Below are 23073 nucleotides of genomic sequence, written 5' to 3'. Positions count from 1 at the left end.
CCCCAACAGGGCTGCGACCTGCGATTTTACGGTGCTGAACGAACGAAATCCCAAATGTCCGATCCCGCGAAGTCGCCGCACGCGGGACATACGCGGGACGGGAAAGGGCACAAGGCGGAGTCGTCACCCTAGGACACCTGCCGTGAACTGCGCGTTTGCCAACACCGACGGTCCGGAAACACACGGAGAAACAGGCCGTTTCATTTCGCGGTCAGGTCCGCGCACCGGCGCGGCGAGCGACGCCTCCTGCGGTACCACCCAGTCGGCCGCCACGGCCGCGTCCCGCGCCGCCGACCGGGTCTCGCCCGCCGCGCAGTGGAGTGCCACCGGATCGCCCAGGACCTCGCCCTCGAAAGGGAGCGGGTCAGCCGCAGCGTGGCACTGCGGACAAAAAAGGGCGTTAAGCTGAGCCTACGCCAACCTTGTACAGGTCAACCTGAACAGAACGGTAAGGCCATGGATGAACAGATCGAGAAGCCGGGGCGACTGCTGGACCGTGATCACGAGTGGTCCCTCCTGAACGATTTTCTCGCCGATCCGGCCACCGAGCTTCGGCTGGCGATCGTCTCGGGGCGTCGGCGCAACGGGAAGTCGTTCCTGTTGGAGGCGCTGACGGAGGCCGTCGGCGGGCTGTATCTGACCGCGGTGCAGGAGGAGGGTCGGGTGCCCGCGCTGCACCGGTTCACCGAGGCGGTCGCCGCGCACGCGGGGGTGCGGCCCGGGGCGATGCGGCTGGACGACTGGCGGGATGTGCTCACGGCCGCGCTGGAGGTGGTGAACCGGGCTTCGGGGGCACCGCTGATCGTCATCGACGAGCTGCCCTATCTGATGCAGCACTCCCCTGAGATTCCCGGGTTCCTGCAACTGCTGTACGACCAGTCGCAGTCCGGCAAGGCACCCGGCGGCCGAATCGTACTGTGCGGCTCCGCGATGAGCGTGATGTCCGAACTGCTGTCCGGCACCAAGCCACTGCGCGGCCGAGCCGTGCTGGACCTGCGCCTGCCGGCCTTCGACTACCGCACCGCCCGTACCCACTGGGGGATCGAGGACCCGGCGGTGGCGCTGCAGGTCGACGCCGTGCTGGGTGGTGCGCCCGGCTACCGGCCGCTGGCCGCTGGGCCGACGCCGCAGAGCGGGAGGGAGTTCGGTCCCTGGGTGGAACGCACCCTGCTGGACCCGGGACGGGCCCTGTACTCCAGGGTGGAGGCGGAGTTCCTGCTGCGCGAGGACCCACGGATCACCCACCGCACGCTGTACTACGACGTGCTGTCCGCGGTCGCCCGGGGCGCCTCGACCCCGGCGAAGGTCGGCTCGATGCTGGAACGGTCCCGCTCCGCCATGGTCGCCCCGCTGGAGGTGCTCGAATCCACCGGCTACGTCCGCAAGGAGCAGGACTTGCTCAAGGCGCGGCACCCGGCCATCAGCGTGGCGGACCCGGTGATCCGATTCAACCAGCTGATCACACTGCCCATGGTGGACCTGGTGGAACGGCGGCGCGGCGCCCAGGTGTGGCAGTCGTCCCGACCGACATACCACTCGAAGATCCTTGGCCCGCATTTCGAGGAGACCGCGCGCGAATGGGCCCGCTCCTTCGCCATCGACGAGACGGGGCTGGCGCTCGGCGCGGTGGGCACGGCGGAGATCGCCGACCCTACCGCCAGGACCAAGCACGAGGTCGACCTACTCGCCATGGCCCCCGGCGAGCGCCCTCAGAACCCGCGAGCCGCCATCGCACTTATCGGTGAGGCCAAGGCCACCGTCCAACCACGGGGACTCAAGGACCTCGAGCGCCTCGAGCACATCCGGACCCTCCTCGCCGGCCAGGGGCACCGGCCCGATGACGCGACCCTGGCCCTGTTCTCCCTGCACGGTTTCCATCCCGATGTGATCGACGCGGCCGGACACCGCCGCGATGTCCTCCTGGTCGACATCGCCGCACTGTACGGCGACGGGCCCGTCCACGGCCTGACATGACATGAGCCAGGGTTGCGCGACTCACGGGAGCACCATGGGTCCAGCCCTCGAGGCCGACCGGGGCGGGGATGGGCACCAGTCGGCACGCGAAGGCTCGCCTGCCGTTCCAACTGGGACATATCATTGCTGCGGGACATGCGCGGGACGGCGGGACCAACAGTCCGTCAGGTAGCCCGTCGGCCTGCAAAAAACGTTTGCGAACCGGCCGGCCTCCGGAGCCGCGTGCGCAGGTTCGAATCCTGCCGAGGGCACCGGAATCAAGGCTCTGAACTGCAGAAACGCAGTTCAGAGCCTTTCTTGTGCATGCCAAAACGCACACCCGGCTCTGCGAAGACCGGTGCAGCAGCGTCTCGTTCGGCCGCCGCGGCACCGGGTACGGCTTCACACGGCGAACGCGGCCGACGCCTCGCTCCGCTCACGCCGGGTCGGGGCAAACCGACCGACCCAGTGCGTCTGCGCAGAGTTCACGACGAGGGCGTACCAGCTGATTCACCTGCTTCCGGGACCCGCAGCGAGATCAACACCCCGGATCGGGATGATCCGGGCGGCCCGCACACCCGCACCGCCTACTCGCCGTCCCGCGGCACGCCGGTCTGCCTGCTCTCCGACCCTCCAATCCTTCGGCCCGCTGGTCCGTCCGTCGGTCACAGGGCCGGGCCGACAATCCGCGCCGCCTCGCCGCGGAGGTCCTCGATTGCCGTCAGCGCCGCCTCACGCTCGGCGTTGATCCTCGCACCCCGCTCCGTGAGACCGCCGAGCGACTGCTCCACCAGGGCGATCCACGCGCTCAGGTACCGCGTGCCGGCGTCGGTGAGGGCCTCCCGCTGTGTGCGTGCCTGCTCGGCGAAGTGGTCCCTGATCTCCTGCCGCCGCTTGTTGACCGCCATCCACTCGCCCTGCTCCTGCGCGATGCCCGCCAGGTCCGTCAGCGGCCCCATGACCGCCAGCGCCCACTGCACCTTGCCCGCCGCACCCGCCACCCTTCCGGCCGCCTTGGTCTTGCCCCACGGCTTGAACTTCCCCGCCCCGTCGGTGACTTTGCCACCGGCGTCGAGGATCTTCCGTCCCACCCCATGCTTGCTGAGCTTGTCCACGACGGCGGCGGCCGCGCTTCCCGGCCCGTGGCCGCCGTCCTTGACCTTGCCGAGCCACTCCCCCGCCTTCGCGGCGCCCGCCTTCGCGCCCTTCCTGGCCGCCTCCTTGACCCCCTGAGCCAGCGGGGACGCTTCCTTCGGCGCCGCGACGGGCGTCGTCCCGAGAGCTTCGAGGTCGTTCGCCCAGAGATCCGGCTCCGGCACATGGGTTCCGTACTCGGCGACCAGCGCGTCGAACGCCGTCCGCACCGACGAGGAGAACCTCGCGTCGAAATCTCCTCCCGTGTCCTCCAGTTCGTCCCGCACGGCACGGGCGACGCGGTCGGGGACGGCGCCGTCCTTGTCCGAGACCCCGGCGGCGGCCCTGCCTCCGGCCGCCGTGATCCTGTCGGCGACGACGCCGCTCTCCCTGTCCAGGGCGCTCAGCACGAGCTCTCTGGCGGCGGTGACCGCTTCCCCGGCCTTTCGCGCGGTCCGCGCGGCATCGAGATCCTCACCGTCCAGCTCCCACCGCCGCTCGGCGTCCGCCAGCACACGGAGGAGTTCGAACGCCTGGGCCCGGGGGCGGACACCGCCGACGCCGGGCGCGACGACGCGCCTCAGTTCGGCCGCGAGGGCGTCGATGCCGCTTTCGGTGACGAGTGCCGCACGGTCGGCCGCCGACAGGGATGGGTCGTTGACGGCGTCGACATAGTCGCGTGCGTCGGTCGGGACGATCGGGACGCGGTCGGCGAAGGGCCCGAGCCGTGCCCGGATCTCGTCGAGGACGACGTCGCGGTCGCTGTTCTCCGCGTTCATCTTGTTGACGACGACGACACTCCGGTCGGCGAACCCGTCGGGGCCGAGCGCCTCCAGCATCGCCGCGGTCTCCGCCTCGCCGGGCAGTTCGCTCGTCGTCACGATCATGAGCGCGTCCGCGCCGCGTACGCCGCGCCGGGCCGCCTCGGAGTGTTCTTCGTCGCCCGACAGAGTCCCGGGCAGGTCGACGAGGGTCGCTCCGTCCCACTCGTACGGCGTCGCCTCATGCGTCTTGGGAGCCGCGTCGACGAGTGCGCCGACATCGGCCGCGGGAAGCCGGAGGAGCGCCGCGACGAGCGTGGACTTCCCCGCGCTGTACGGGCCCAGCAGGGCGATGCGCAGCGGGCTCGCGTCCGCACGGGGCAGGTCCGCGGATAGCGGGCGGGTGCGCGGGTGGGCGTCCAGGACGTCCTCCGCTCGGGCACACAGCGCGAGCACCCGCGCGCTCGGGCGGTCCTCGCTCCCGGAGGTGTCGACCAGTGCCGTGTCAGTCCTCATGCGGTCCCTCGTCCCTCTCGTCCCGGTCGCCATGTGGCACCTCGCCCTTCTCGTCCATGGAGTCCGGGCGGATCTCGATCCGCTCGGTGAGTACGTCCACGGAGCAATCACGCAGGCGCGCCCGTACGTCGTCGGTGCGGGACGGGTCGGTCCAGAGCCGGAGTTCGGCCCCAGGCGTCCGGCGTGCCCGGCGGACGGCCGCCGGGGCACCGCCCGCGAGGGCGAGGAGCCGGCGTGCCAGGACGAGGTCGATCCCGTCGAGGGCGGACCGCAGGGCCGGCCGCAGTCGGTCGAGCCGTTCGCGCCTCTCCCGCGCGGCGGCGATGTCCGCGGACCGCGCTTCGAACCGGGCCTCGGCCTGGTCCGTCACCGCCTCCGTGAACCGATCCGACCACGCCGTCAGCTCGTCGAACAGCTCGTCGAGGCGGGCCGCGGCCTCGGTCGTGCTCGCGCCCGCCCACCGGTCCTGCGCCCGCCGTACCCGGAGGATCTCGCCGCTCACCGCCTTCGCCGCTCCGGCCAGTGCCCCCGCCGCGTGAACCACCGCCGTCGCGGGAGGGGGAAGGGCGGACTTGGGGACTCCCTTGGTGACCACGGACCCCAGGAGGGCCGTCGCCGCCCCCTTGGCAGCCGCCGTGCCGAGAGTCGCGGCCTGCGTCTTGAGGTCGGGACGCGGCCGTACCCGCGGTCGCGCGGCGTCTGCGTGATCCGGGACGTCCGCCGCCGTGCGCAGGAGGACGCCCCGTTTCAGCGCCTCCCGCTCACACGCGTCGGCGAGGCCGGAGAGGAGTTCCTCCAGTTCCAGGCCGGTGAGGAAGTCGCTCCACGTGCGCGCGGCGTCCGCGCCGCCCAGGCCCCCGACCACGTCCGGCAACCGCTCCCTGGCTCGGTGCCGCGCGGCTTCGAGCCGGTCGCGCGTGTCCCAGCCCGCCGCCCGGAAGACCGTGAACACCGCGGTCCGGTCGTCGTCCGTCGAGCGTTCGAGCGCGTCGAGCGCGAGACCGATCCCCCGGAGTTCACGGGCGAGCCGGTCGTGGAGAGCGGCGACCGGTGCCCGGACCGCGTCGGCCAGCCGGACGGCGCGCAGCGGAAGCGCCCGCTCGGCCAGCAGCCGGGTGAGGGACTGCTCCAGCTCGGGCAGCCGGCTGGCCCGAAGGGCCCGGTCGCCCAACTCACGGTCCGGCGTGGACAGCGCTTCGTGCGCGGCGCCGGAGTGGACCGGGAGAGCGGCGGGCGGGGCGGACCCGGCGGCACGGCAGACCTGCTCGATCCGGGCGGTGTGCCCCGCGACCTGCTCGAACTCCCTGGCCGGGTCGTCGGCGAAACGCCTCAGGCGGTGCGGTTCGACGACCCGGCTCTTCACGTTGACGACGACGAGCAGCGGTTTCCCCGAGCGGAGCAGCCGCAGGAGTTCGGCGGACTCCTCGTCGCGCAGAGTGTCGGCGTAGTTCCATATGACCGCGTCGGCGTCGTCGCAGGCGGCCCGGGCGCGCGTGGCGTCGTGGTCGTCGTCCTTGGCCGCGACACCGGGCGTGTCGAGGTACGTGACGCAACCGACCCGGAACGCGGCGGTCTCCCGCGTGGTGCGGTGTGCTCCTCGCCCGATGCCGTCCCGGTCCGTGTCGCGGATCAGGGCCTTGCGGAGCGTGGTCTTCCCGGACTTGGTCCGTCCGGCGACGGCGACCCGCAGCCTGCCTCCGGCGGCGGGCATGACCCGTACGGCGTCGCGCAGTGCGCGTTCGAGTGCTCCGACGCGGCGCATCACCTCCACGAGTCTCCCGCTCTCGACGGCGTGCGGTGAGTACGGCGTCGGCGGCGAAGCACCCCCGGCCTCGGCCCCTGCCCCGGCCCGCAGGGCAGCCTGGATGTCGCGGTAGGCAGGCCGGCTCGGGTCCACCGCCCCGGACGACGACGCGAGCCGGGCGACCAGGGGCGCGAGGGCCTCGCGGAGAGCCGGTTCGGTCCGCCACAGGTCCATGGCCGCGGCGACGCGGTCGAAGGACGCGAGGTTCCTCGTGTACCAGGACTCGAAGGCGCGCAGCTCGTCGATGCCGGTCCGGGAGGCGGATGCCAGGAGCCCTTCCGTGATCCGCGCGGCCGAAGCCGAGCCGGGCGCCGCCCACCCCGAGCCGGGCGCCGCCCACCCCGCGCCGGGCGCGGCCCACCCCGGGCCGGGCGCGGCCGAACCCGGGGCAGGCGCGGTCGAACCCGGGGCAGGGGCGGTCGGATCGGCGGCCCGGCTCACCGACGCCGCGGCTGGCCCGCGCCCGAGCACCGCCCGCACGTCGGCGTCCGCGAGCATGTCCAGGGCGCTCGCGGAGACGGCGCCGGTGTCCCGGGCCTCGATGGCCCAGCGCAGGGCGTCACACCGCTCCGTGTCGAATCCGGTGCGCGCGTCCGGCGCGAGCCAGCGCCACCACCGCGGCCGTCCCGACAGGAGCGTCTCGTACGCCTCCTCCGCCACGACCAGGTCGCGCACCTTCTCCAGGAGTGGCACCAGTTCCCGGTTGCGCAGCTCCCGGAGTGTGGCGGCACCGTGCCCCAGCACCAACTCGCGTGCCCTGGCCGCCCGTCGGCTGCCCCGTGGCAGGCTCAGCTCGGCCGTCGCGGACTCGACGTCGATCTCACGGATCGAGGGCCAGACCTCCGCTGGCCACTCCCGCTCCGCGCGACGGCACGGCTCCAGTGCTCCGGGCAGCTCCCGTTCCGCGACCGCCAGTGCCGCGACGTCCGCCCGGAGTGCCTCCACCGGCACGCCCTCCAGGGCCGGCAGACGGCTCCGCAGTCCGTCGAGCCGTCTCAGCTCCCCGAGGTGTCCGTCGCCGTCCGGCGCCGGGATCCGTCCCCGGGCCGTCGTCAGGCGGATCAGTTCGTGTGCCTCGGCGCAGGTCGCCACCGCGTCGGACACCGGTGGGAGAGTGCTCCCGGACGCCGGCAGATCTGGGCACCCCCACGCCTGGGCAACCGCGGCCACGTCCTCGGCGAAGCGCTGGAGTGCGGCCGGGCCCGCCACGGCGTCCACCCCCAGCGGTTCGAGCAGGAGGGCCAGCGTCCCGGCTCTGAGACCCGTTCCGTCGTGCACTGTCCTGCCGTTCGCCGCACCGTCGTTCGGCACGTCGTCTTTCAGCATGCCGCTGTTCACCGTCCCGTCGTTCCCCTTCCGCGCTTCCCCGCGCTCGCCCGCGCCTCGTGCGGTCCCTCGTCCTTCGTGGGAGCCGTACGCGCACGCCACCGGGCGGGTGCCGACGGCGCGGTCACGGCCTCCTCCGCCGGGCGGCGGTCTTCTTGGCCCTTCTGGCCGGCCCGGTCCCGGTCGCGGACCCGGAGTCCGTCGGCTCCGCGTCCAGGACCTGGGAGGCGAGCGCGAGCCAGGCCCGGGCATCCGCGCCGTCGAGGTCGTCGGTCCACATCAGGGTGCCGTTGGGACCGCCGCCCTTGTGCCATGGCTCGATGCCGTTCCTCGCGTACCACTCCTTCTTGCGCTCCCACTTGCGCGCGTAGTCGGGGAGGTCGAGCATGCCGGCGTGTTCCCAGAAAACCGTGCGACCGTCCTCGGCGGTGACGGTGAAGTCGGGGCGGACGACGCGGCCGTCGGCGCCCGTGAGCGGCTCCTCGTAGAGCCATCGTCCCGGCGCCAGGCGATCGAGGAGACCTGCGATGATGACCTCGTTCTTCGAGGCCATCGGCGTCCCGTCGGCGGACACGTGCATCAGCTTGCGGTCGAAGCGGCGGGTCTGCCCCCGTACGTCGAGGGCGAACGGCTGTGGTGCCTCGAAGAGGTCGGTCAGCCTGCGGGCGGTCTCGGAGTTACTCGGGTGGGCGAAGGCGCGCAGGTCCGCCAGGGTGCCCTCGTGGAGGATGACGACTCTGTCCTTCTGCCGGGTCAGCGCCGTGTACAGGAGTTCCCTGGGCAGGTTGGCCCTGGCGGGCAGGACCAGGAACGTCGTGCCGAACTCGGAGCCCTGCGCCTTGTGCACGGTGACGGCCCAGGCCAGCTCCAGTGGGGCATCGTCCCTGTCAGACGGCTGGTAGCTGTACGCGTGGCCGGGCTGGGAGGAGAACTCCACACCGAGCTTCAGGGTGTGCTTCTTCCGCTTGGCGGAGGGCGTGGGCCAGGCGAGGGCGACACCGATCTCCCCGTTGGCGACGTAGTCCATCGCGTTCTCGCGCGGCCACGCCTTCATGCGTTTGTTGGTCGTCTGCATGACCTTGTCGCCGCGCACGATCTCCTCGGGCCCGATCGGGAAGGGGATGTTCGCACCCCGGTACCGTTTCGCCCACTCGGTGTCGGCGGCCCGGTACACGCGTTTGATGTGGCGGTTCAGCTCGACCGTCCCGAAGGCACGGGACCGGGTGGGCGAGAGGATCTGCCACGCCTCCGCGCGGATACCGGCGCCGCGCTGCCAGTTGAGGTAGTCGCCGTTGACGCTGCCGCCGTAGGTGAGGGCGAACGCCCGCACGGGATCCTCCGCATCACCGAGACCGAGGACCTGGCCGAGGGCGTCGGTGAGGGCCTGCACGGCGGTGCGCCCGCCCCAGGGGACGTACTGGAGCGTGGGAAGGTCGGGGTTGGTCGCCAGTTCGTCCCAGATGGCCTCGTCGCCGGCGCCGCGCGTGCCCCCGCCGAACCAGGCGGCGAGTTCGAGGTCGTGGCGGGTGCCGTGGCTGCCGTCCGGCAACTGGCGCCGGGGCACCTGCAACTCGACGTATCCGGCGGCGACCCGCACCGCGGTCGGGAAGTCGTCCGGGCGCAGTTTGTCCACCAGGTCGACAAACGGCCGTCCGGCTCCGATCGGGGGCAGTTGGCGGGGGTCGCCCACCAGGATCAGCCGTTTGACGCCGGTGAACGAGTCCAGGGTCGCGGCGAGCATCTCCTCCGTCAGCATGGACGCCTCGTCGATCACGACGAGGCCGTAGCCGCGCCGGGGGCGGTCGGCGCCCCGCACCAGGTACCGGCCGCTCTCGGCGTCGTAGCGGCCGGTGGCGCTCAGGTGGGAGGCGAGGGTCTTCGCCGGGCGCCCGACCTTGGTCTCCAGCTGCACCTTCGCCTTGCCCGTGGGAGCGAGGAGCAGGACGTCCCCCGCGGCCACGCCGGGGTAGTCGACGAGGGCCCGCAGCAGCGTCGTCTTGCCGGTGCCCGCCGGTCCGACCAGGACGGACAGGCGTGCGTCGTGCAGGGCGGCGAGCCCCGCGGCCTTCTCCGTGCGGGCCCGCTCCTCCAACTCGGCGGCGTGCACGGCGTCCCCGGCGCCGTCCCGGTCCCGGTCACTGTCCTGGTCCCGGTCGAGTACGGCGTCGAGTACGGCGCGGGCGTCACCGATCCCGCCCAGCGGCGGGCGCGCCTGCTGCGCCGCCACCCAGTCCCGGACGACGTTCGCCGTCTCCTCCAGCCTGTCGAGTTTGTAGGCGGGCGTGCCGTCGGCAAGGCGGACGGTGGTCAGCGGCGACCAGTCCGGGCAGTCGACGACCCCGTCGTGGTCCAGGCCGAGCCCTGTGAGGATGTCGTGGTTCAGGGCCGGGAGTCCCGTGGGTGTCATGAGCCGGATGTACTCCAGGGCCTCGCCGACGGGGATCAGGGTGTCTCCCTGGTCGCACTGCCGCTCCAGCACCTCGGTGAGGAGTGCCTCGACCCGCCGGCGGTCCAGGGGGTCGCCGAGGCCCACCTCGTCCGGGACCGGCGGTCGCCAGGTGACGTGCGCCGGGGGGAACACCGCGCGGTCGACGGCGGTGAACGGGACGTGGAGGGGTTGGCCGTACGTGCAGGTCGCGGCGTAGTACGGGTTCTCCAGGAGTTCCTCGGCGGTCATCTCGACCTCGGTGTCGCCGTCGAGCAGCATGCGCACCTGGTCCGGGCCGATGTCGAACCCGGACAGCAGGCGCAGAACCGCCCGGCGCTCGGCCGGGATCCTGTTCCAGACCCGTGCCTGGATGGGGCCGACATGAGCCCGCAGGGCCCGCGGGGCGCGCGCGGGATCGGCGAAGACGCCGTGCAGCAGGTCCCACGGGTCGGTGGCCTCACCGGCCTCCGTGAGCACCGCTCGCGCGGCCACGTGGGGCTGCTGGACCCCGATGAGGGCGAGGACGCCGGGCAGGCCGGGGACCGGACCGCGCAGCTGCCAGAGCCGTTCGGTCTGCTCGGTCAGCCAGGTCGTGGCGGACTCGGGGACGTCGAGGCCCAGTTCACGCATGCCCTCGGCGGCCGACATCAGTGAGGCCAGGGACTCGATGGCAGCGTCGTCGGAGAGGTGTTCCGTGACGTAGGAGAACTCGACGTCACGGCCCTCGGGCGCCCAGGCCAGTGCCCTGTCGATGTCGGTGCCCCCGTCCAGGAGCGGCACGAGCTCCTGGTAGGGCAGCAGCGCGCCCTCGGTCATGCCGGGGCGCAGGGAGTGCTGCACGATCGTCTCCCACATGGAGGAGTCGAACGGCGGTTTCCCGGCCTGGTTCCACATCGGCGGCCGGGTCAGGCCCGTGACGTGTGCGGCGCCCACCAGGAGGCGGTCGGTGCGCTGCTCCTGGAGCGGGGAGTGCTTGAGGTAGACGAACACCAGGCTGTCACGTGGCGCGACCGGCTCGAAGAAGGCATCGATGACCGCCTGTTGGTTGCCGCCGTCCATCACCCAGGCGGCACGGGAGTTCAGGACGCGGTCGGTGCGGTCCTCGGCGAGCTGTTCGAAGGCGGGCACCCTTGAGTGACCGATCTCGTCGTTCAGGGAGGCCCGGTTCAGCCAGCGGAAGGGGATGGCCTCGAACGCGTACCCGGGAACGCTGAGGGACGTGGGGAGCAGACTGCCGCGCAGCGCCTGGTTGTGGCTGTAGGGGTGCTCCTTGACGACGGTGTATCCGACGGGCGACATGAAGGTGGCCCGCTCGCTCAGGCAGGGGAGCCTGTCAGGGTCCAGGCTGCCGACGGGGGCGCCCGCGTGTTCCGCCTCGAACTCGTCGTCGCGGCCCTTGCCGATCGCCGCGAGCAGGGTGCACGACGAGTTGCCCTTCGGGTCGTCGCAGAGGAACTGGTCCCAGGGGCGGTCCCGCCACGGGATCCTCATCGACAGATGCTTCACGCCGCTCATGCTGATGTCCTGTCGGCCGGGTTCGTACGGTTTCGGGTCGCGGAGTTCTCCGCGTGCGGTCGTGCCGGGTGGCCGCCGCCGGTCCGAGGCGCCGTCACGTGTCGCCCGTCCAGCCGGTCTGCCTCAGCGTCGGCATGAGGCGGGTGAGCACGTAGGCGACGACGGGTGTCTCCCGGTCCTCGTCCTCGAACACGATCGCGTGCTGGAAGCGCTCGGTGTCCTGCGGGTCAGCAGGATCGAAGGACGGGCTGAGTGACACGCCGGGGCGGGCCACCAGCCGGCACAGGAGCGGCGCCCCACAGCCCTGTGCCAACTGCGCCGTGGTCAGGGCCCGCTTCTGCTTCGGCCGTCCGTCCGGCTGGGGCAGGGAGAGGAAGGCCGTGATCCGTCGGCGCTCCTCGGACACCTCGGTGATCCCGGCCCGGTGCCGGCCATGCAGGTTGGCCAGTCCGGCCGGCATCTCCGGTAACAGTGCGCCCTGTTGCAGGACCACATCCCGTTCGCCGCCGTCCCACCGCGTGTCGTGGATCGTCAGCCGCGGACGGCCGGTGGCCTCCAGGTGCCATTCGGTGGCGAACCCCGTGTCCTGGGCACCGGAGGTCGTGGTGCCCTGCTTGGGGACGTAGTCGCGGGCGTGTTTCAGGGTGAGGGTGGAGCCGAGTGCGGTCAAAGTGCCTTCTCCTGTGCGGAACCGAGGACCTGGGGACATCGCGGACCTGAGGACGTTCAAGGGATGTGACGCTCGGAGTCTGTGATGCGCAATGCCCTGGGCCCCCGCCTTCGGGACGGAGTGACCGGTGACCACATCCGTTCATCCTGCATCGGATATAGCACCTGATGCACGGAGTTGGCGGGGGAAGTGATGATCCCGTCGACGAAGCGTGACACGGTCAGGGTGGTGTGCCGTCGACGTGTGCGGCTCGACGAGGTGCGGCGCGGGGCCGGCCGTACGGTGCGGGGACGAAGGTACGGCGACTCGCCATGACCGTTACGGAACGCCCTACGCGGCGATGCCGGTCGGTATCCCGTCGCGGGACGCCGCCAGGCAGTTGGCCGTCACCCTGGCAGATGAGCGGTACGGCATCCACGCCTGCGAGATCGGCCGGGACATCCCGGCAGGGGTTGACGCCGTACGCTTCGGCACGCTGCACGGCTTCAAGGGTCTGGAGTTCCAACGGGTTTTCCTCGCCGAGGTGAGCGAGGGCCTAATTCCGCATCAGTGGCTCGAAACCTACCGGCACGAACAAGTGGAACGCTACCGGCAGGAAGAACAGCGGTCCCGTTCGCTGCCCTTCGTGGCGGCCACGCGGGCCCGCGACGAACTGGTGGGCCGGGACGCCTTCGCCACCCACTGCAGCACCAGCCGGTCCTCCGTCGGCATCTCCCCCTGCCCCGGCCCGGGCACGACGAACGCCCAGTGCCGCAGGGCACGGCGCAGCAGCTTGCCGTTCGGCCGGCCTGGAAGGTCCCACAGCATCGCCACCGTGACGGTAGTCAGCGCCTCGCTGACCTCGTCCCGCGTCTTCGCCGCCCGCCCGGGCCAGTGCGCCCGCGCGTACTCGGCCGCGAAGGCATACCAGCTCAGCTGCGACGGCCCCCGCGCCCCGTGACCGGAGCTGCTCCCCTCGGCCAGGCCCACGCGAATGGCCCGCACCAGCTCCGCACCGAACTCGCCCGCCAAGCCCGCGAGCGCGCTGCCGCCGCCGTCCGTCCGCCCATCACCATGCGGCTGCGCCGGGGATCGGTCCGCAGGCTGCTCGGACTCCGGTGCGGCGCCGTGGTGCTCGTTCGGGTCCATACCCGCCTCCTTCTGATCGGCGGGAGCATGACTGCCCGGCGCATCCACTCCAACATCTCCCCGCAGGAGGGCACTAGCGCGGCGCCCGGTTGACGAGCGCGGATTGTCGGATGTCCGGTTCGGCTTCTATCGCCACTGGTCATACTCGGTCCCGGTGTGGCCAGTTGTAGTCCTTGGCGCACCATGCGCACTTGCACGCGCCCCAATGTCCCGAACTACCGTTCCCGGCCAGCCAGAGCACGCGGACCGTGGGGCATGCATGGCGAGAACCGCGCGACAGATCCTGAACGCACTCAGCCCCTCGACAAACGTTCACGTCCACTCGACGACAGAACTGGCAGCGCACGTGGACTCCGCCGCGGCAACCATCGACAAGAAGCGCCGAGAAAAGGGCCAGGAAGCAGCACGCAGGAAGCCCGACCTGCGGCCGGTCCCGCTGGCCGAGCACGGCCGGTCCATCGACCTGGCGCCGTGGCAGGTCCTGCACGCCGTCGCACGCGGCTACGTGCTGGCCGGCCAGGGAATGGGGCGCGGATTGGCGGAACACTGGCTCAGCCTGAAGTTCTGCGAGGCACTGGACGGCAACCGCGCCGGTTCCATGGATCTCACCGACAAGGGCCGCTCTTCCGAGAGCTGGTACAAGGGCATGCAGGCCCGAGAGCTGGCCGTCGGCTTCGGGCTCGCCATGGCGGAACACATCGTGCAGCAGCGCTACCCCGACCACATCGTGTCGGTCGTGGACACGAACACGGTGCTGCGAGCTGGCTGGCCCCTGAGCGTCTCTCAACGGAACAAGGGCTCACGCCCCCGGCCCGACTACACTTGGCGTAGCGGCTCAGCAGGACTTCGACGCTGTTGCCAGCGCATTCGGCGACGTCGGTCGGGCTGTTGCCGCGGGCATCGGGGTCGCCAGGTGGAGCGCGCCACTGTACGAACGACCTGGTGGCGGCGGACTGGAAGGTGTCCCGGCCCACGGCTGCGCGGTCGTTGGAGGCTGTCCGGACGCGGTCGACACCGTCAGGCGATCGGCCTCCTCGACCTACCGCTGCCCGAACCCGCGCCTGAGGGGTGGGCCTGGGTGGAGGCCTGCCGTACTGGGCATCCTGAGCCACGTACCCCATGCCTCACCGTCTCTCCGCTACTGCCAGGCGCGGACCAGGTCTTCAGGCCCCCAGTGGGCCGCAAGCGGCAGGCTGCCGACGACACCGCTGCGGGACACGGCGACCAGCGGGGTGTCCCGCCCGGCACCGGGCACCGCGACCAGGTCCCGAGCCAGGGCGTCGTATTCGCGCCGGCCGAACGGCTGGGACTCCAGCCACTTGATGGAGCCGACAAAGTGCACCGCGCCCGCCACGGGTTCACGGTCGGTGCCGACCAGGTCGATCTCGGGGTTGTTCTGCCGGTTCCACCAGCCGCCGACAGCCTCTGTCTCCGGCCATCGCTCGTCGGGCAGCAGCCGCAGCAGCGACTCGCGGACGAGCGGCTCGACCGCACGCCCCCGCCAGGTGGTCCAGGACCGCTCGATCCGCTCCAGGGCAAGATCGCCCCGGCCGCGCTCGATGAGCGGGATACCCCGCTGCAGGAAGGCCAGCCAGAACCGGAGATACGGATCCGCGATGCGGTAGCGCTTGTTCTTGGTGTCGGCCTTCGCGGAGAGCGGCAGGTCGGCCGCCAGAACCCGCTTGGCCTGCAGGGTGTTCAGCAGCGGGGACAGCGTGCCCGATGGCAGGGCACCTGTTCCCCCGGCCTGTGCCGCGATGGTGGAGAAGGTCCGCTCGCCGCTGCCCACCGCCTCCAGCACCGCCCGCGAGTGCGACGCCTCGGGGAACTCCCCCAGCAGCGACAGCTCGCCCGCCACCAGCAGCGGAGACAGCGGATTCGCCACCGCCTCGCGCAGGAAGTCCGCCCGGCCCACCCTTGGCCGCCACGACTGAACGATTTCCGGAAAGCCTCCCGTGATCAGCAGCGCGTCCACCGCGTCCGCCGCATCCAGCCCGGTCATGGCCTGCACATCGCCCAGGTGCAGCGGCCGTACGGTCATCTTCGCCGCCCGCCCGAAGAACGGGCGGCCATACGACTGCAACGCGTCCATCACCGACATGTCGCTGCCGACCAGGATGAGCAGGACCGGCTTGGCGGACAGGTGACGGTCCCAGACGGTCTGCAGAGCCCCCTCGAACTCCGCGTCCTGCTCAACCAGCCACGGCACCTCGTCGATCACCGCGATGCTCGGGGCGTCGTCCGGAACCGCGACGGCCAGTGAGCGCAGCGCCTGATTCCAGTCCGCGGCCTGCAGCCCGGCCACCAGCTCCGCCCCTGGCAGGGCGGACTGGGCGAGCGCCCCGGTGAAGTCCGCCCGCTCGGCCACGGCGTTGCGGCCCCGGGTCGCCTGGAAGACCACGTACGGAACCCGGGACCGGTCACAGAACTCCTGGACCAGGCGAGACTTCCCCACCCGGCGCCGCCCGGTCATGATCACGGCCCGCCCACGGGTGGCGCCCGCGCCCTCGATCACCAGGCCCAGCTGTCGAGCCAGCAGATCCAGGTCAGCCGCCCTCCCTTTGAATTCCACAGGCGGCTCCTCTCGGCCAAAACGCAGTTTCGATATTACGTAGATTGAATCTTACTTAGATGTTAGCTCGCTTCCTGTGCCGGCGTGGACCCGTTGGAAGCATGGACGGGCGCGCCACGCGCCACACCATTTCGGGCTGGGGCAGATGGCCTCAGCTGCCCGCCCTCGCCCAGCGGCTCACCCGGCCCCGCCCTCTCTCGTTGCCTCTCGGCGGCCCGCGGAAGGCAGGTCACTTCCCCGTTGACTGGGCGTAGAACTCCGCGGGGTCCGCCGCGAGCGAAGCCTTCACGTAGCGGCTCGCGTCGTCGACCAGTACCTCGATCGCGCCGGACTCCACGCCGTCGAGGCTGGCTCGGGCGACGTCCGCCGGGTCGATCTTCGGGACGTCGTGGCCGGCCATGATGTCGGTGTCGGCTGCTCCGAGGTGCACGCCCTGCACCAGGGTCTTCTGGTCGGCGAGTTCGAGGCGGAGGCCGTTCGTCATGTTCCACTCGGCGGCCTTGGCCACGGAGTAGGCACCCGCTTCGTCGGAGGCGAACCAGGACAGGACCGAGAGGATGTTCACGATCCCTCCCCCGCCGTTCGACGCGAGAACCGGTGCGAACGCGCGGATCACGCCGAGGGTTCCGAAGAAGTGGGTGTCCAACTCCAGGCGGATCGTGTCGAGATCGCCGGTCAGGAGGTTCGCGCGCGTGGCGATACCGGCGTTGTTGACGAGCAGGGTGACATCGGGGGCTGCGGCAGCCGCGTCCGTTACCGACTGCGCGTCGAGGAGGTCCAGGCGCAGCACCTCGACCCGCGGGTCGGAGACCTCTATCAGCTCGGGGCGGCGGGCCGTGGCGTAGACCTTGGCGGCGCCGCGTGCGAGCAGTTCGTCGACGAAGCGACGGCCTATGCCGCGGTTCGCTCCGGTGACGAGTGCGATCGAGCCAGTTACATCCATGGTGATTCCTCTTGATTCATTACATAAGCGGTCACAACCGCCCTTCGTTGGCTACGGTAGAACTTGACGTTGACGTCAGAGGCAAATCGTGTGCGCCGACGGCCGCCGGTGATCGGGACGAAAGTGGAGTAGGCACACCATGCGAATCGGTGAACTGGCCAGCAGGGCCAAGGTGAGCACGCGCGCCCTCCGCTACTACGAGGAGCAGGGCATCCTCAGCTCCGAGCGCACGCCGAGTGGCCAGCGGCACTACCCGGAGTCAGCGGTCGACCGGGTGCGGCTCATCCAGCAGCTCTACGCCGCCGGGCTCGGCAGCCGCATGATCGCGTCCTTCCTGCCCTGCATCGACGCCAAGCAGGCGGGGCCCGAGATGATCGAGCGCTTGCGCGCCGAACGTGCTCGCATCACCGCGAGTGCTGCCGAGCTTGAGGAGGCGGGGCGGAAGCTGGATCTGTTGATTGAGCTCGCCGCGCATCCAGGGAAGAGGCACTGCCCTGCATCGCTCGACGCGCAGTCGGCTGGCGGAGACGTTGCACCGGCGTGAGTGGGTGCTGTCTGGCGGGGGACGTGGCTTTACCGGAGCAGGAGGTCCGGCCTCCTTGCAGTGGTCGCTGCGTGATCTCGCTCCACGCCGTCACGTCGCTCCCGGCTGCCCGGAGCGCCGCTTCGCGGTGATCGGTGCGGCGAGCATCCCGAGGAAGGCCGCCGCCCACACCACCAGCGCCGCCCACGCCTCGTCGGCGCCGACCGAGGTCATCCAGCCCCACCCTGCTGCCTCTCCCAGTGCCCGGGACGCCACCCCGTACATGGCCACGGGGAAGACCAGGCTCCACAAGCTCGTCTCGTACCGCAGCGGAACGCGGCGCAACACGTGCCGCCACACACCCAGCGCGAGCAGGAGCGGGATCAGCCAGGTGGAGAACATCCACAGCACTACGGACGCACCCGCCACGAACGTCCCGGGCACAAGCGCGCCTCCGTACGGGAGCTGAAGGAGCCGCACGCCGGCCAGCACGCTGATCGCGGGGGCACCCATGAACACCCAGTAGGGCGGGGTCATATCCGCCGGCTCGACGGGTTCCAGCAGGAGCCGGCCCAGTACCAGCGCGGCCACCAGCAGGAACTGCAGCAGTCCGATGGCCCAGCAGGCCGAGGCCAGGTCGCCCAGGGCCCGGCTTCCGGTGTGCTGGGCGAGGTCTGCGGTGGCGACCGCGAGGGACTGCGTGGCCAGCGCCCAGATCAACCACGTACCGTTGGCCGCACGCAGTGACAGTGTGTGACCGGAGCAGATCAAGAAGAGCGGCACACCGTAACCGAGCACCAGCCACCCGGCCGCGCCAATGACGGCCAGCGTGATGGCGGCGCCGTAGTGCTGGTCGAGGGCCAGCCGGGCGGCCAGCACCTCGGACGCGGCGACGACGGTGAGGAAGGCGAAGCCGCGCGGACCTGCGAGTTCGGCGCGGAAACGCTGCCACCGGTACGCCAGGCGCCACAGGTAGCCCACCCACAACACCACGTATCCCACGATCGCGATCCACAGCAGGATCGCCGAGCCGGCCGTCGCACCGCCTTCGGCCAGCAGGGTGGACACCGCGGCCGTAGCCATGACGAACGCGAACGCCCCCGGATTGAGGTCCTCCGCCACGCCGACCACCGCACGCCGCGTGCTGGGTGGCCCGGCGGGCACCGCGGCATTCGTCACAGCCTTCACCTCCGCCTTCACCGGGCTTCACCGGGACGGCAGGTCACACACGCCGGACGTCGTCATCGACCAGCGCGCCAGGCCCACCATGGGTCCTTAGGCGAGGTCTCCTCGTGGACTCGCCGGTACGTGATCTGTTTCGCCATTGCGGCACCTTCCAGATCCGTCGGTCACCTCGGAGCCCGCTGAGGGCTGTGCGGTCCGCCGCGTAGCAGGCGCGTCCGAGGGTGTCCGATTTTCGCCCATTTTATCGGTGGACGGTCACGTGAGCCGCTCAAGCACCTGTCGGGAGCCTCCCGCGACCGCTCGGTACGTCCGACACGTCACACTTGGTCTCACGGTCGGCTCGCCCTCGGCGGGGCGTCGCCATCAGTCCTCGGCGAGGCGTCGCCATCAGTCCTCGTCCGGGACGGCCTCCGCGCCGTTCCGGCCGTGCATGCGGACGAAGGCCGGGTTGGCCGCCGCGGTGGCCGTGTTCAGGGTCTCGGCCTCCTCGGTGCGGCCGTCGGACCGTAGGGTGCGGACGAGGTCGTGGACCACGGCCGCCTCGTTCCACTCGTAGTCACCCGACCGGTAGACGGTGAGGGCCGCTTCGAAGTCTGCGTACGCCTCCGGGTAGTGGCCGAGGTCGCGGTGGGCGACTCCGCGCAAGTGGTGGGCCATGGCGCCGGCGTAGGCGTCTCCCGCGCGGCCGGTCACGTCGACGGCGTGGGTCAGCGGTTCGAGGGCTTCGGCGGGCCTGCCCGCCTTCAGGTGCAGCCAGCCCACGTCCCGCTGGGTGTGGGCGGACCACATCTCGTCGCCGAGCTGCTGGAAGATACCGAGCGCCGTACTCGCCGTGGCGGCGGCCTCGTCCAGGTTGCCCATGCCGGCCAGGACACGGATCTTCGCGTTGGTGACCCGCCCGACCCAGTGGCGCTCACCCATCGGTCCGAAGATCTCCTCCGCCCGCCGGTAGCAGTCGAGAGCGTCGTCACGGCGGCCGAGGAGACGGTAGATCTTGCCGAGGGCGTAGAAGCAGGCGCCTTCCCATCTGCGGTCGTTCAGTACCCGGAAGTCGTGGACGGCCGATTCCAGCAGCGGCGCCGCCTCCTCGGGTCGGCGCAGGTAGCCGAGGGTTTCGGCCAAGGTCCGCTGAAGCCGGGCCCGTGCTCGGAGGTCACCGGCGTGCTCGGCCAGCCGCAGCGCCTCCCGCTGGCTCTGTTCGGCGAGCTCCGGCTTGCCCCGCCATCTCTGGAACTCGCCCAGTTTTTCGAGGGAGTTGAGGACGTGCCAGGAGTCCTGGCCGGTCCGCAGTCGGTCCATCGCCGCGGTCATGTGGCGCAGGGCCTCCCGGAAGTCGTTCTTCGCGGCGTGAGCGCGGGCGACGACCATCTCGTCCCTCGCCCGGTCGACCGGGTCCGTCACCGTCGTCTCCGGGGCGTCTGATTCGCCTGTTGCCAGCAGCGTCAGTGCCCTGTCCGGCGCGCCCTCGGCCAGCGCCGCCGCCGCGCGGGCGCGGCGCAGGCTGCCCCGTACCCGCGGCCTTGCCCCGGACGGCGTGCTGAACAGCCAGTCCGCGGCGCCGGCCGGGAGGGTGATGTCGTCGAGGAAGTAGGAAAGGGCCTCGCCGATCTCGGCCGCCTCCGTGTCCATGCCGAGGCTCCGGCCCCGGGCGATGGCCCACTGGAGCCGCTCCTGCTCGTCCGAGACCCAGGCGGCGGCCGACAACCGGTCCAGGTCGTCGACCTGATCCGGGGACACCTCCGCCGCGAGTTCCGGGGCACGCTGTGCGGCCAGATGGACGACGGCGTTCCGGAAGGCCCGCACCAGACGGGCTTCCCACCGCTGCTGCTCGTCGGGCGGCAGGTGCGCGTACTGCTCGGCCGCGTAGACGCGGATCAGGTCGTGGACGTGGTAGCGGGTGTCCGCTCCGTCGTCGTCCTGGGCCTCCATCAGGCTGACCTCGATCAGCTCGTCGCAGGCCGCGACCCCTGCTCGCCGGGCTCCCACGACGGATGCGAAGTGCCAGTCCGTGAGCCGTCCGACCGGCAGCGTCGCGATCAGTCCGAAGGCCGTACGGGTGGACTCCTCCAACTCCCGGTGGGTGAAGCCCAGGCAGGCCTCCAGGCTCTTGTCGTCGTGGACGAGTTCTCGCAGCCGATGCCGCTCGTCCTCCAGGCGTGCCTGCATCCGCGCCAGGCTCAGGTCCGGCCGGTGCTTCAGCTTGGAGCCGACGATGCGCAGCGCCAGGGGAAGCCGGCCGCAGAACCGGGTGATCTGCAAGGCGACGGCCGGGTCGGCGGCGATACGGTCCTGGCCGGCGTAGTGCGCGAGGACGTCCAGCGCCTCGTTCTCGTCCGGAAGGAAGACCTGCACAGGGGGGCGCGTGACGTCTCCGGCGGAGAGCGCCTTGCGGCTGGTGATCAGCACCGCGCACCCCGAACCCACCGGGAGCAGCGGCCGTACCTGTTCGGTGCTGTGCGCGTTGTCGAGCACGAACAGCAGCCGCCGGTCGTTGGTCACGGTGCGCAGCAGCGCGGCTCGGTCCTCGACGTCGGCCGGGATGTCCTCGCGTGCGACATCGAGTCGCAGCAGGAGCCGCTCCAGGGCATCGGCGCTGGTCCGGGGCTCGTCGCCGTCGCCCCGCAGTTCGAGGTACAACTGGCCGTCGGGGTATTCGTCCCCACCCGGTGCGCCGCGTTGAGGGCGAGCGTGGTCTTTCCCGTCCCCGGTGCCCCGTGGACGACGAAGATCTTCGACTGGCTGTCCATGGGACGGACGGCCAGTGCCCCGCCTGTCGGTGCCGGAACGTCCCGGAGCAGGGCGAGTAACCCGTCGAGCAGGACCTCTCGCCCCACCCAGGGCTCGGCGCCCGGCAGATCGTGCCGCGGCACGCTCCGCGGAGCTGCGGCTGCGGCTGCGGGTGCGGCTGCGGCTGCGGGTGCGACCGTCTGTTGCTGGGTGCGCACCATGAGGTACCAGGCGAGGCCGCCTACCAGTACGGCCACCCCGCCGCACACGGCGATGGCCGTCGGGCCGTTGAAGACGTTGAAAATGATGTCACCGGTCATGCTCAGCGCGGCCACCGTGCCGCTGACGGCGCCGGCACCGGCGACCCAGTACGGCGCGCGACGTGAACTGACCTGCTCCGCCATGGAATTCCCCCGTGAAGTCAGCGTGGCGTGAGCCGATGATGCCACGACCACGCGGCCTGCGGACAGCGGGCTTCACCCGGCCTCCGCGCTCGGGGGTGTGCGCCCACGACCGCGTTCAGCAGCGTCAGCACGATGAGCACAACAGCCGTACCCCCCTGGGCGATCAGCAGCGACACCACCACGGCCGCGACCAGGACGATCTGCATGTAGCTGCGGTACTGGCGCAGGAACCACCGCCATGCCGGCTCCGGTTTCTCCTCCGGCAGGGCGTTCGGCCCTTTCCCGGCCAGCAGTTCCGCGGCCAGGACCGCGGAGAGGCCGGCCGCCGGGTCGACCCCGGGAGCGGTCGCGACCTGCTCCGGGGAGCGTGCGTACCAGGCGCCGGGGCCGAGGGACCGTTCCGCCTCGTGATTCCACTCTGCCGTCATGGCCGGACCCGCGGATGCGCGCCTACCTGCCGCGCTTCCCCACGTGTGGATGCGCGGCCGCATAGGGGTCGGCGGCGGCGCCCTTGGGGGCCTCGGCCTCCAGGTCGCGCCGTGTCGCCTGGAGGGCCTTGCGGGCCTCCTTGCTCACCGTCGGGTACTGGGGGTCGATGTCCATCAGCACGTGTGCCAGCACGGCGGCGGTACAGATGCGAGCGAACCATTTCCGGTCGGCGGGCACGACGTACCAGGGTGCCCAGGCCGTACTGGTCGCCGAGAGCATCTCGGAGAACGCGCGCTGGTAGTCGTCCCAGTACCGGCGCTCGCGGGCGTCGGCGGCGGAGAACTTCCAGTTCTTCTCCGGCCGGTCGATGCGCTTCATGAAGCGCACGCGCTGCTCCTCCTTGGAGAGGTTCAGGAAGACCTTCACCACCTTGAACCCGTTGTCCGTGAGATAGCGCTCCCAGTCGTTGATCTCCCGGTACCGGCGGTCCCAGATGTCGGGGCCGCGTGAGTGCTCCGGCAGTTTCTGTCGTTCGAGGTTCTCCGGGTGGACGCGTACGACCAGGACCTCCTCGTAGTGGGAGCGGTTGAAGATGGCGATCTCACCGCGCGAGGGCAGCCGGGCGGCATAGCGCCACAGGTAGTCGTGGTCCAGTTCCTCGGCGGAGGGCACCTTGAAGCTGCTCACCTTCACGCCCTGCGGATTCACCCCGCTCATGACGTGCCGGATCGTGCCGTCCTTGCCCCCGGCGTCGAGTCCCTGAAGACAGAGCAGGACGCCGTAGGTGTCCTGGGCCGCGAGCCGTTCCTGGTACTCGGCGAGCAACTCCACGCCCGTGCCCAGCAGATCGACTCCGCGGCTCTTCTTCAGGCCGCCCTTGTAGCGCGGGGCGAAGTCCCCGCTCAGGTCCACCCGCGATCCGGGTGTCACCCGCAGCGGCTCGATCAGGCTTGCGATCCGCTGGGCCCTCGGGTCCGCCATCTCACGCCCGCCCTTCCTGCTCCCGACCCTTTCCCGGGCCTGTGGCCTCCGGCGCACGTCGTGTCCGGTGTTTG

Annotated in this window: 15 protein-coding genes and 1 tRNA gene; 5 read left to right on the top strand and 11 right to left on the bottom strand. The window is 71.1% G+C overall.

Annotated elements, in window-relative coordinates; genetic code table 11:
• The first annotated feature begins 456 nt into the window (after positions 1 to 456).
• On the top strand, positions 457 to 1974 hold the full coding sequence (locus E0500_RS16655) for an ATP-binding protein (RefSeq protein WP_131558995.1): 1518 nt from the start codon (positions 457 to 459) through the stop codon (positions 1972 to 1974).
• A gap of 171 nt (positions 1975 to 2145) precedes the next feature.
• A tRNA-Arg gene (locus tag E0500_RS16650) sits at positions 2146 to 2225 on the top strand.
• Between the two features lie 393 nt (positions 2226 to 2618).
• Here E0500_RS16650 and E0500_RS16645 read toward each other — a convergent pair.
• The 4 genes from E0500_RS16645 to E0500_RS16630 all read right to left on the bottom strand — a co-directional run bounded on the left by E0500_RS16645 (position 2619) and on the right by E0500_RS16630 (position 12107).
• A complete protein-coding gene (locus E0500_RS16645) occupies positions 2619 to 4364 on the bottom strand; it encodes a GTPase (protein ID WP_165934853.1) in 1746 nt (581 codons plus the stop codon).
• On the bottom strand, positions 4354 to 7494 hold the full coding sequence (locus E0500_RS16640) for a GTPase domain-containing protein (RefSeq protein ID WP_131558991.1): 3141 nt from the start codon (positions 7492 to 7494) through the stop codon (positions 4354 to 4356). Before E0500_RS16640 ends, E0500_RS16645 begins: the two co-directional genes overlap by 11 nt.
• Before the next feature lie 124 nt (positions 7495 to 7618).
• Complete coding sequence (locus tag E0500_RS16635) at positions 7619 to 11437, bottom strand: ATP-dependent RecD-like DNA helicase (protein WP_131558989.1); 3819 nt, start codon at positions 11435 to 11437, stop codon at positions 7619 to 7621.
• A gap of 94 nt (positions 11438 to 11531) precedes the next feature.
• On the bottom strand, positions 11532 to 12107 hold the full coding sequence (locus tag E0500_RS16630; protein ID WP_131558987.1) for a hypothetical protein: 576 nt from the start codon (positions 12105 to 12107) through the stop codon (positions 11532 to 11534).
• 391 nt (positions 12108 to 12498) lie between these two features.
• Here E0500_RS16630 and E0500_RS45415 point away from each other — a divergent pair, with 391 nt between their 5' ends.
• Complete coding sequence (locus E0500_RS45415; RefSeq protein WP_399120212.1) at positions 12499 to 13047, top strand: 3'-5' exonuclease; 549 nt, start codon at positions 12499 to 12501, stop codon at positions 13045 to 13047.
• Positions 13044 to 13328 carry a hypothetical protein gene (locus E0500_RS45410; protein ID WP_131558985.1) on the top strand — a complete coding sequence of 95 codons (285 nt, stop codon included), beginning with the start codon at positions 13044 to 13046 and terminating at the stop codon, positions 13326 to 13328. Before E0500_RS45415 ends, E0500_RS45410 begins: the two co-directional genes overlap by 4 nt.
• Before the next feature lie 1045 nt (positions 13329 to 14373).
• Here E0500_RS45410 and E0500_RS16615 read toward each other — a convergent pair.
• Positions 14374 to 15807 (bottom strand): DUF234 domain-containing protein, encoded by a 1434-nt coding sequence (locus tag E0500_RS16615; RefSeq protein ID WP_131558983.1) that lies wholly within the window; start codon positions 15805 to 15807, stop codon positions 14374 to 14376.
• A gap of 229 nt (positions 15808 to 16036) precedes the next feature.
• Positions 16037 to 16750 carry an SDR family oxidoreductase gene (locus tag E0500_RS16610; protein ID WP_131558981.1) on the bottom strand — a complete coding sequence of 238 codons (714 nt, stop codon included), beginning with the start codon at positions 16748 to 16750 and terminating at the stop codon, positions 16037 to 16039.
• A gap of 139 nt (positions 16751 to 16889) precedes the next feature.
• Between E0500_RS16610 and E0500_RS16605 the strand changes: the two genes are divergently transcribed.
• On the top strand, positions 16890 to 17294 hold the full coding sequence (locus E0500_RS16605; RefSeq protein ID WP_131558979.1) for a MerR family transcriptional regulator: 405 nt from the start codon (positions 16890 to 16892) through the stop codon (positions 17292 to 17294).
• Positions 17295 to 17384: 90 nt separating this feature from the next.
• On the opposite strand, the gene E0500_RS16600 is transcribed toward E0500_RS16605, so the two are convergent.
• From E0500_RS16600 to E0500_RS16585, 5 genes are all read right to left on the bottom strand, one after another.
• Positions 17385 to 18452, bottom strand: a complete 1068-nt coding sequence (locus tag E0500_RS16600) for a tellurite resistance/C4-dicarboxylate transporter family protein (protein ID WP_309505079.1) — start codon at positions 18450 to 18452, stop codon at positions 17385 to 17387.
• Between the two features lie 393 nt (positions 18453 to 18845).
• Entirely contained in the window at positions 18846 to 20957 is a 2112-nt protein-coding gene (locus E0500_RS16595) for a tetratricopeptide repeat protein (RefSeq protein WP_309505227.1), read from the bottom strand.
• Complete coding sequence (locus E0500_RS43870) at positions 20954 to 21589, bottom strand: DNA/RNA helicase domain-containing protein (RefSeq protein WP_258572804.1); 636 nt, start codon at positions 21587 to 21589, stop codon at positions 20954 to 20956. The genes E0500_RS16595 and E0500_RS43870 overlap by 4 nt, the downstream gene beginning before the upstream one ends.
• A 17-nt stretch (positions 21590 to 21606) precedes the next feature.
• The gene (locus E0500_RS16590) at positions 21607 to 22017 is read right to left on the bottom strand and encodes a cation-transporting P-type ATPase (protein ID WP_131558975.1); all 411 of its coding nucleotides are present in this window, start codon (positions 22015 to 22017) and stop codon (positions 21607 to 21609) included.
• 22 nt (positions 22018 to 22039) lie between these two features.
• Positions 22040 to 22999, bottom strand: coding sequence for a polyphosphate kinase 2 family protein (locus E0500_RS16585; RefSeq protein ID WP_131558974.1), 960 nt, complete (start codon positions 22997 to 22999; stop codon positions 22040 to 22042).
• Positions 23000 to 23073 lie beyond the last annotated feature (74 nt).

This window comes from Streptomyces sp. KM273126, assembly GCF_004337435.2.
Taxonomy (GTDB): Bacteria; Actinomycetota; Actinomycetes; order Streptomycetales; family Streptomycetaceae; genus Streptomyces; species Streptomyces acidicola.
Note: the sequence above shows the minus strand (reverse complement) of the source record. Positions and strands in the feature narration are given on the sequence as shown.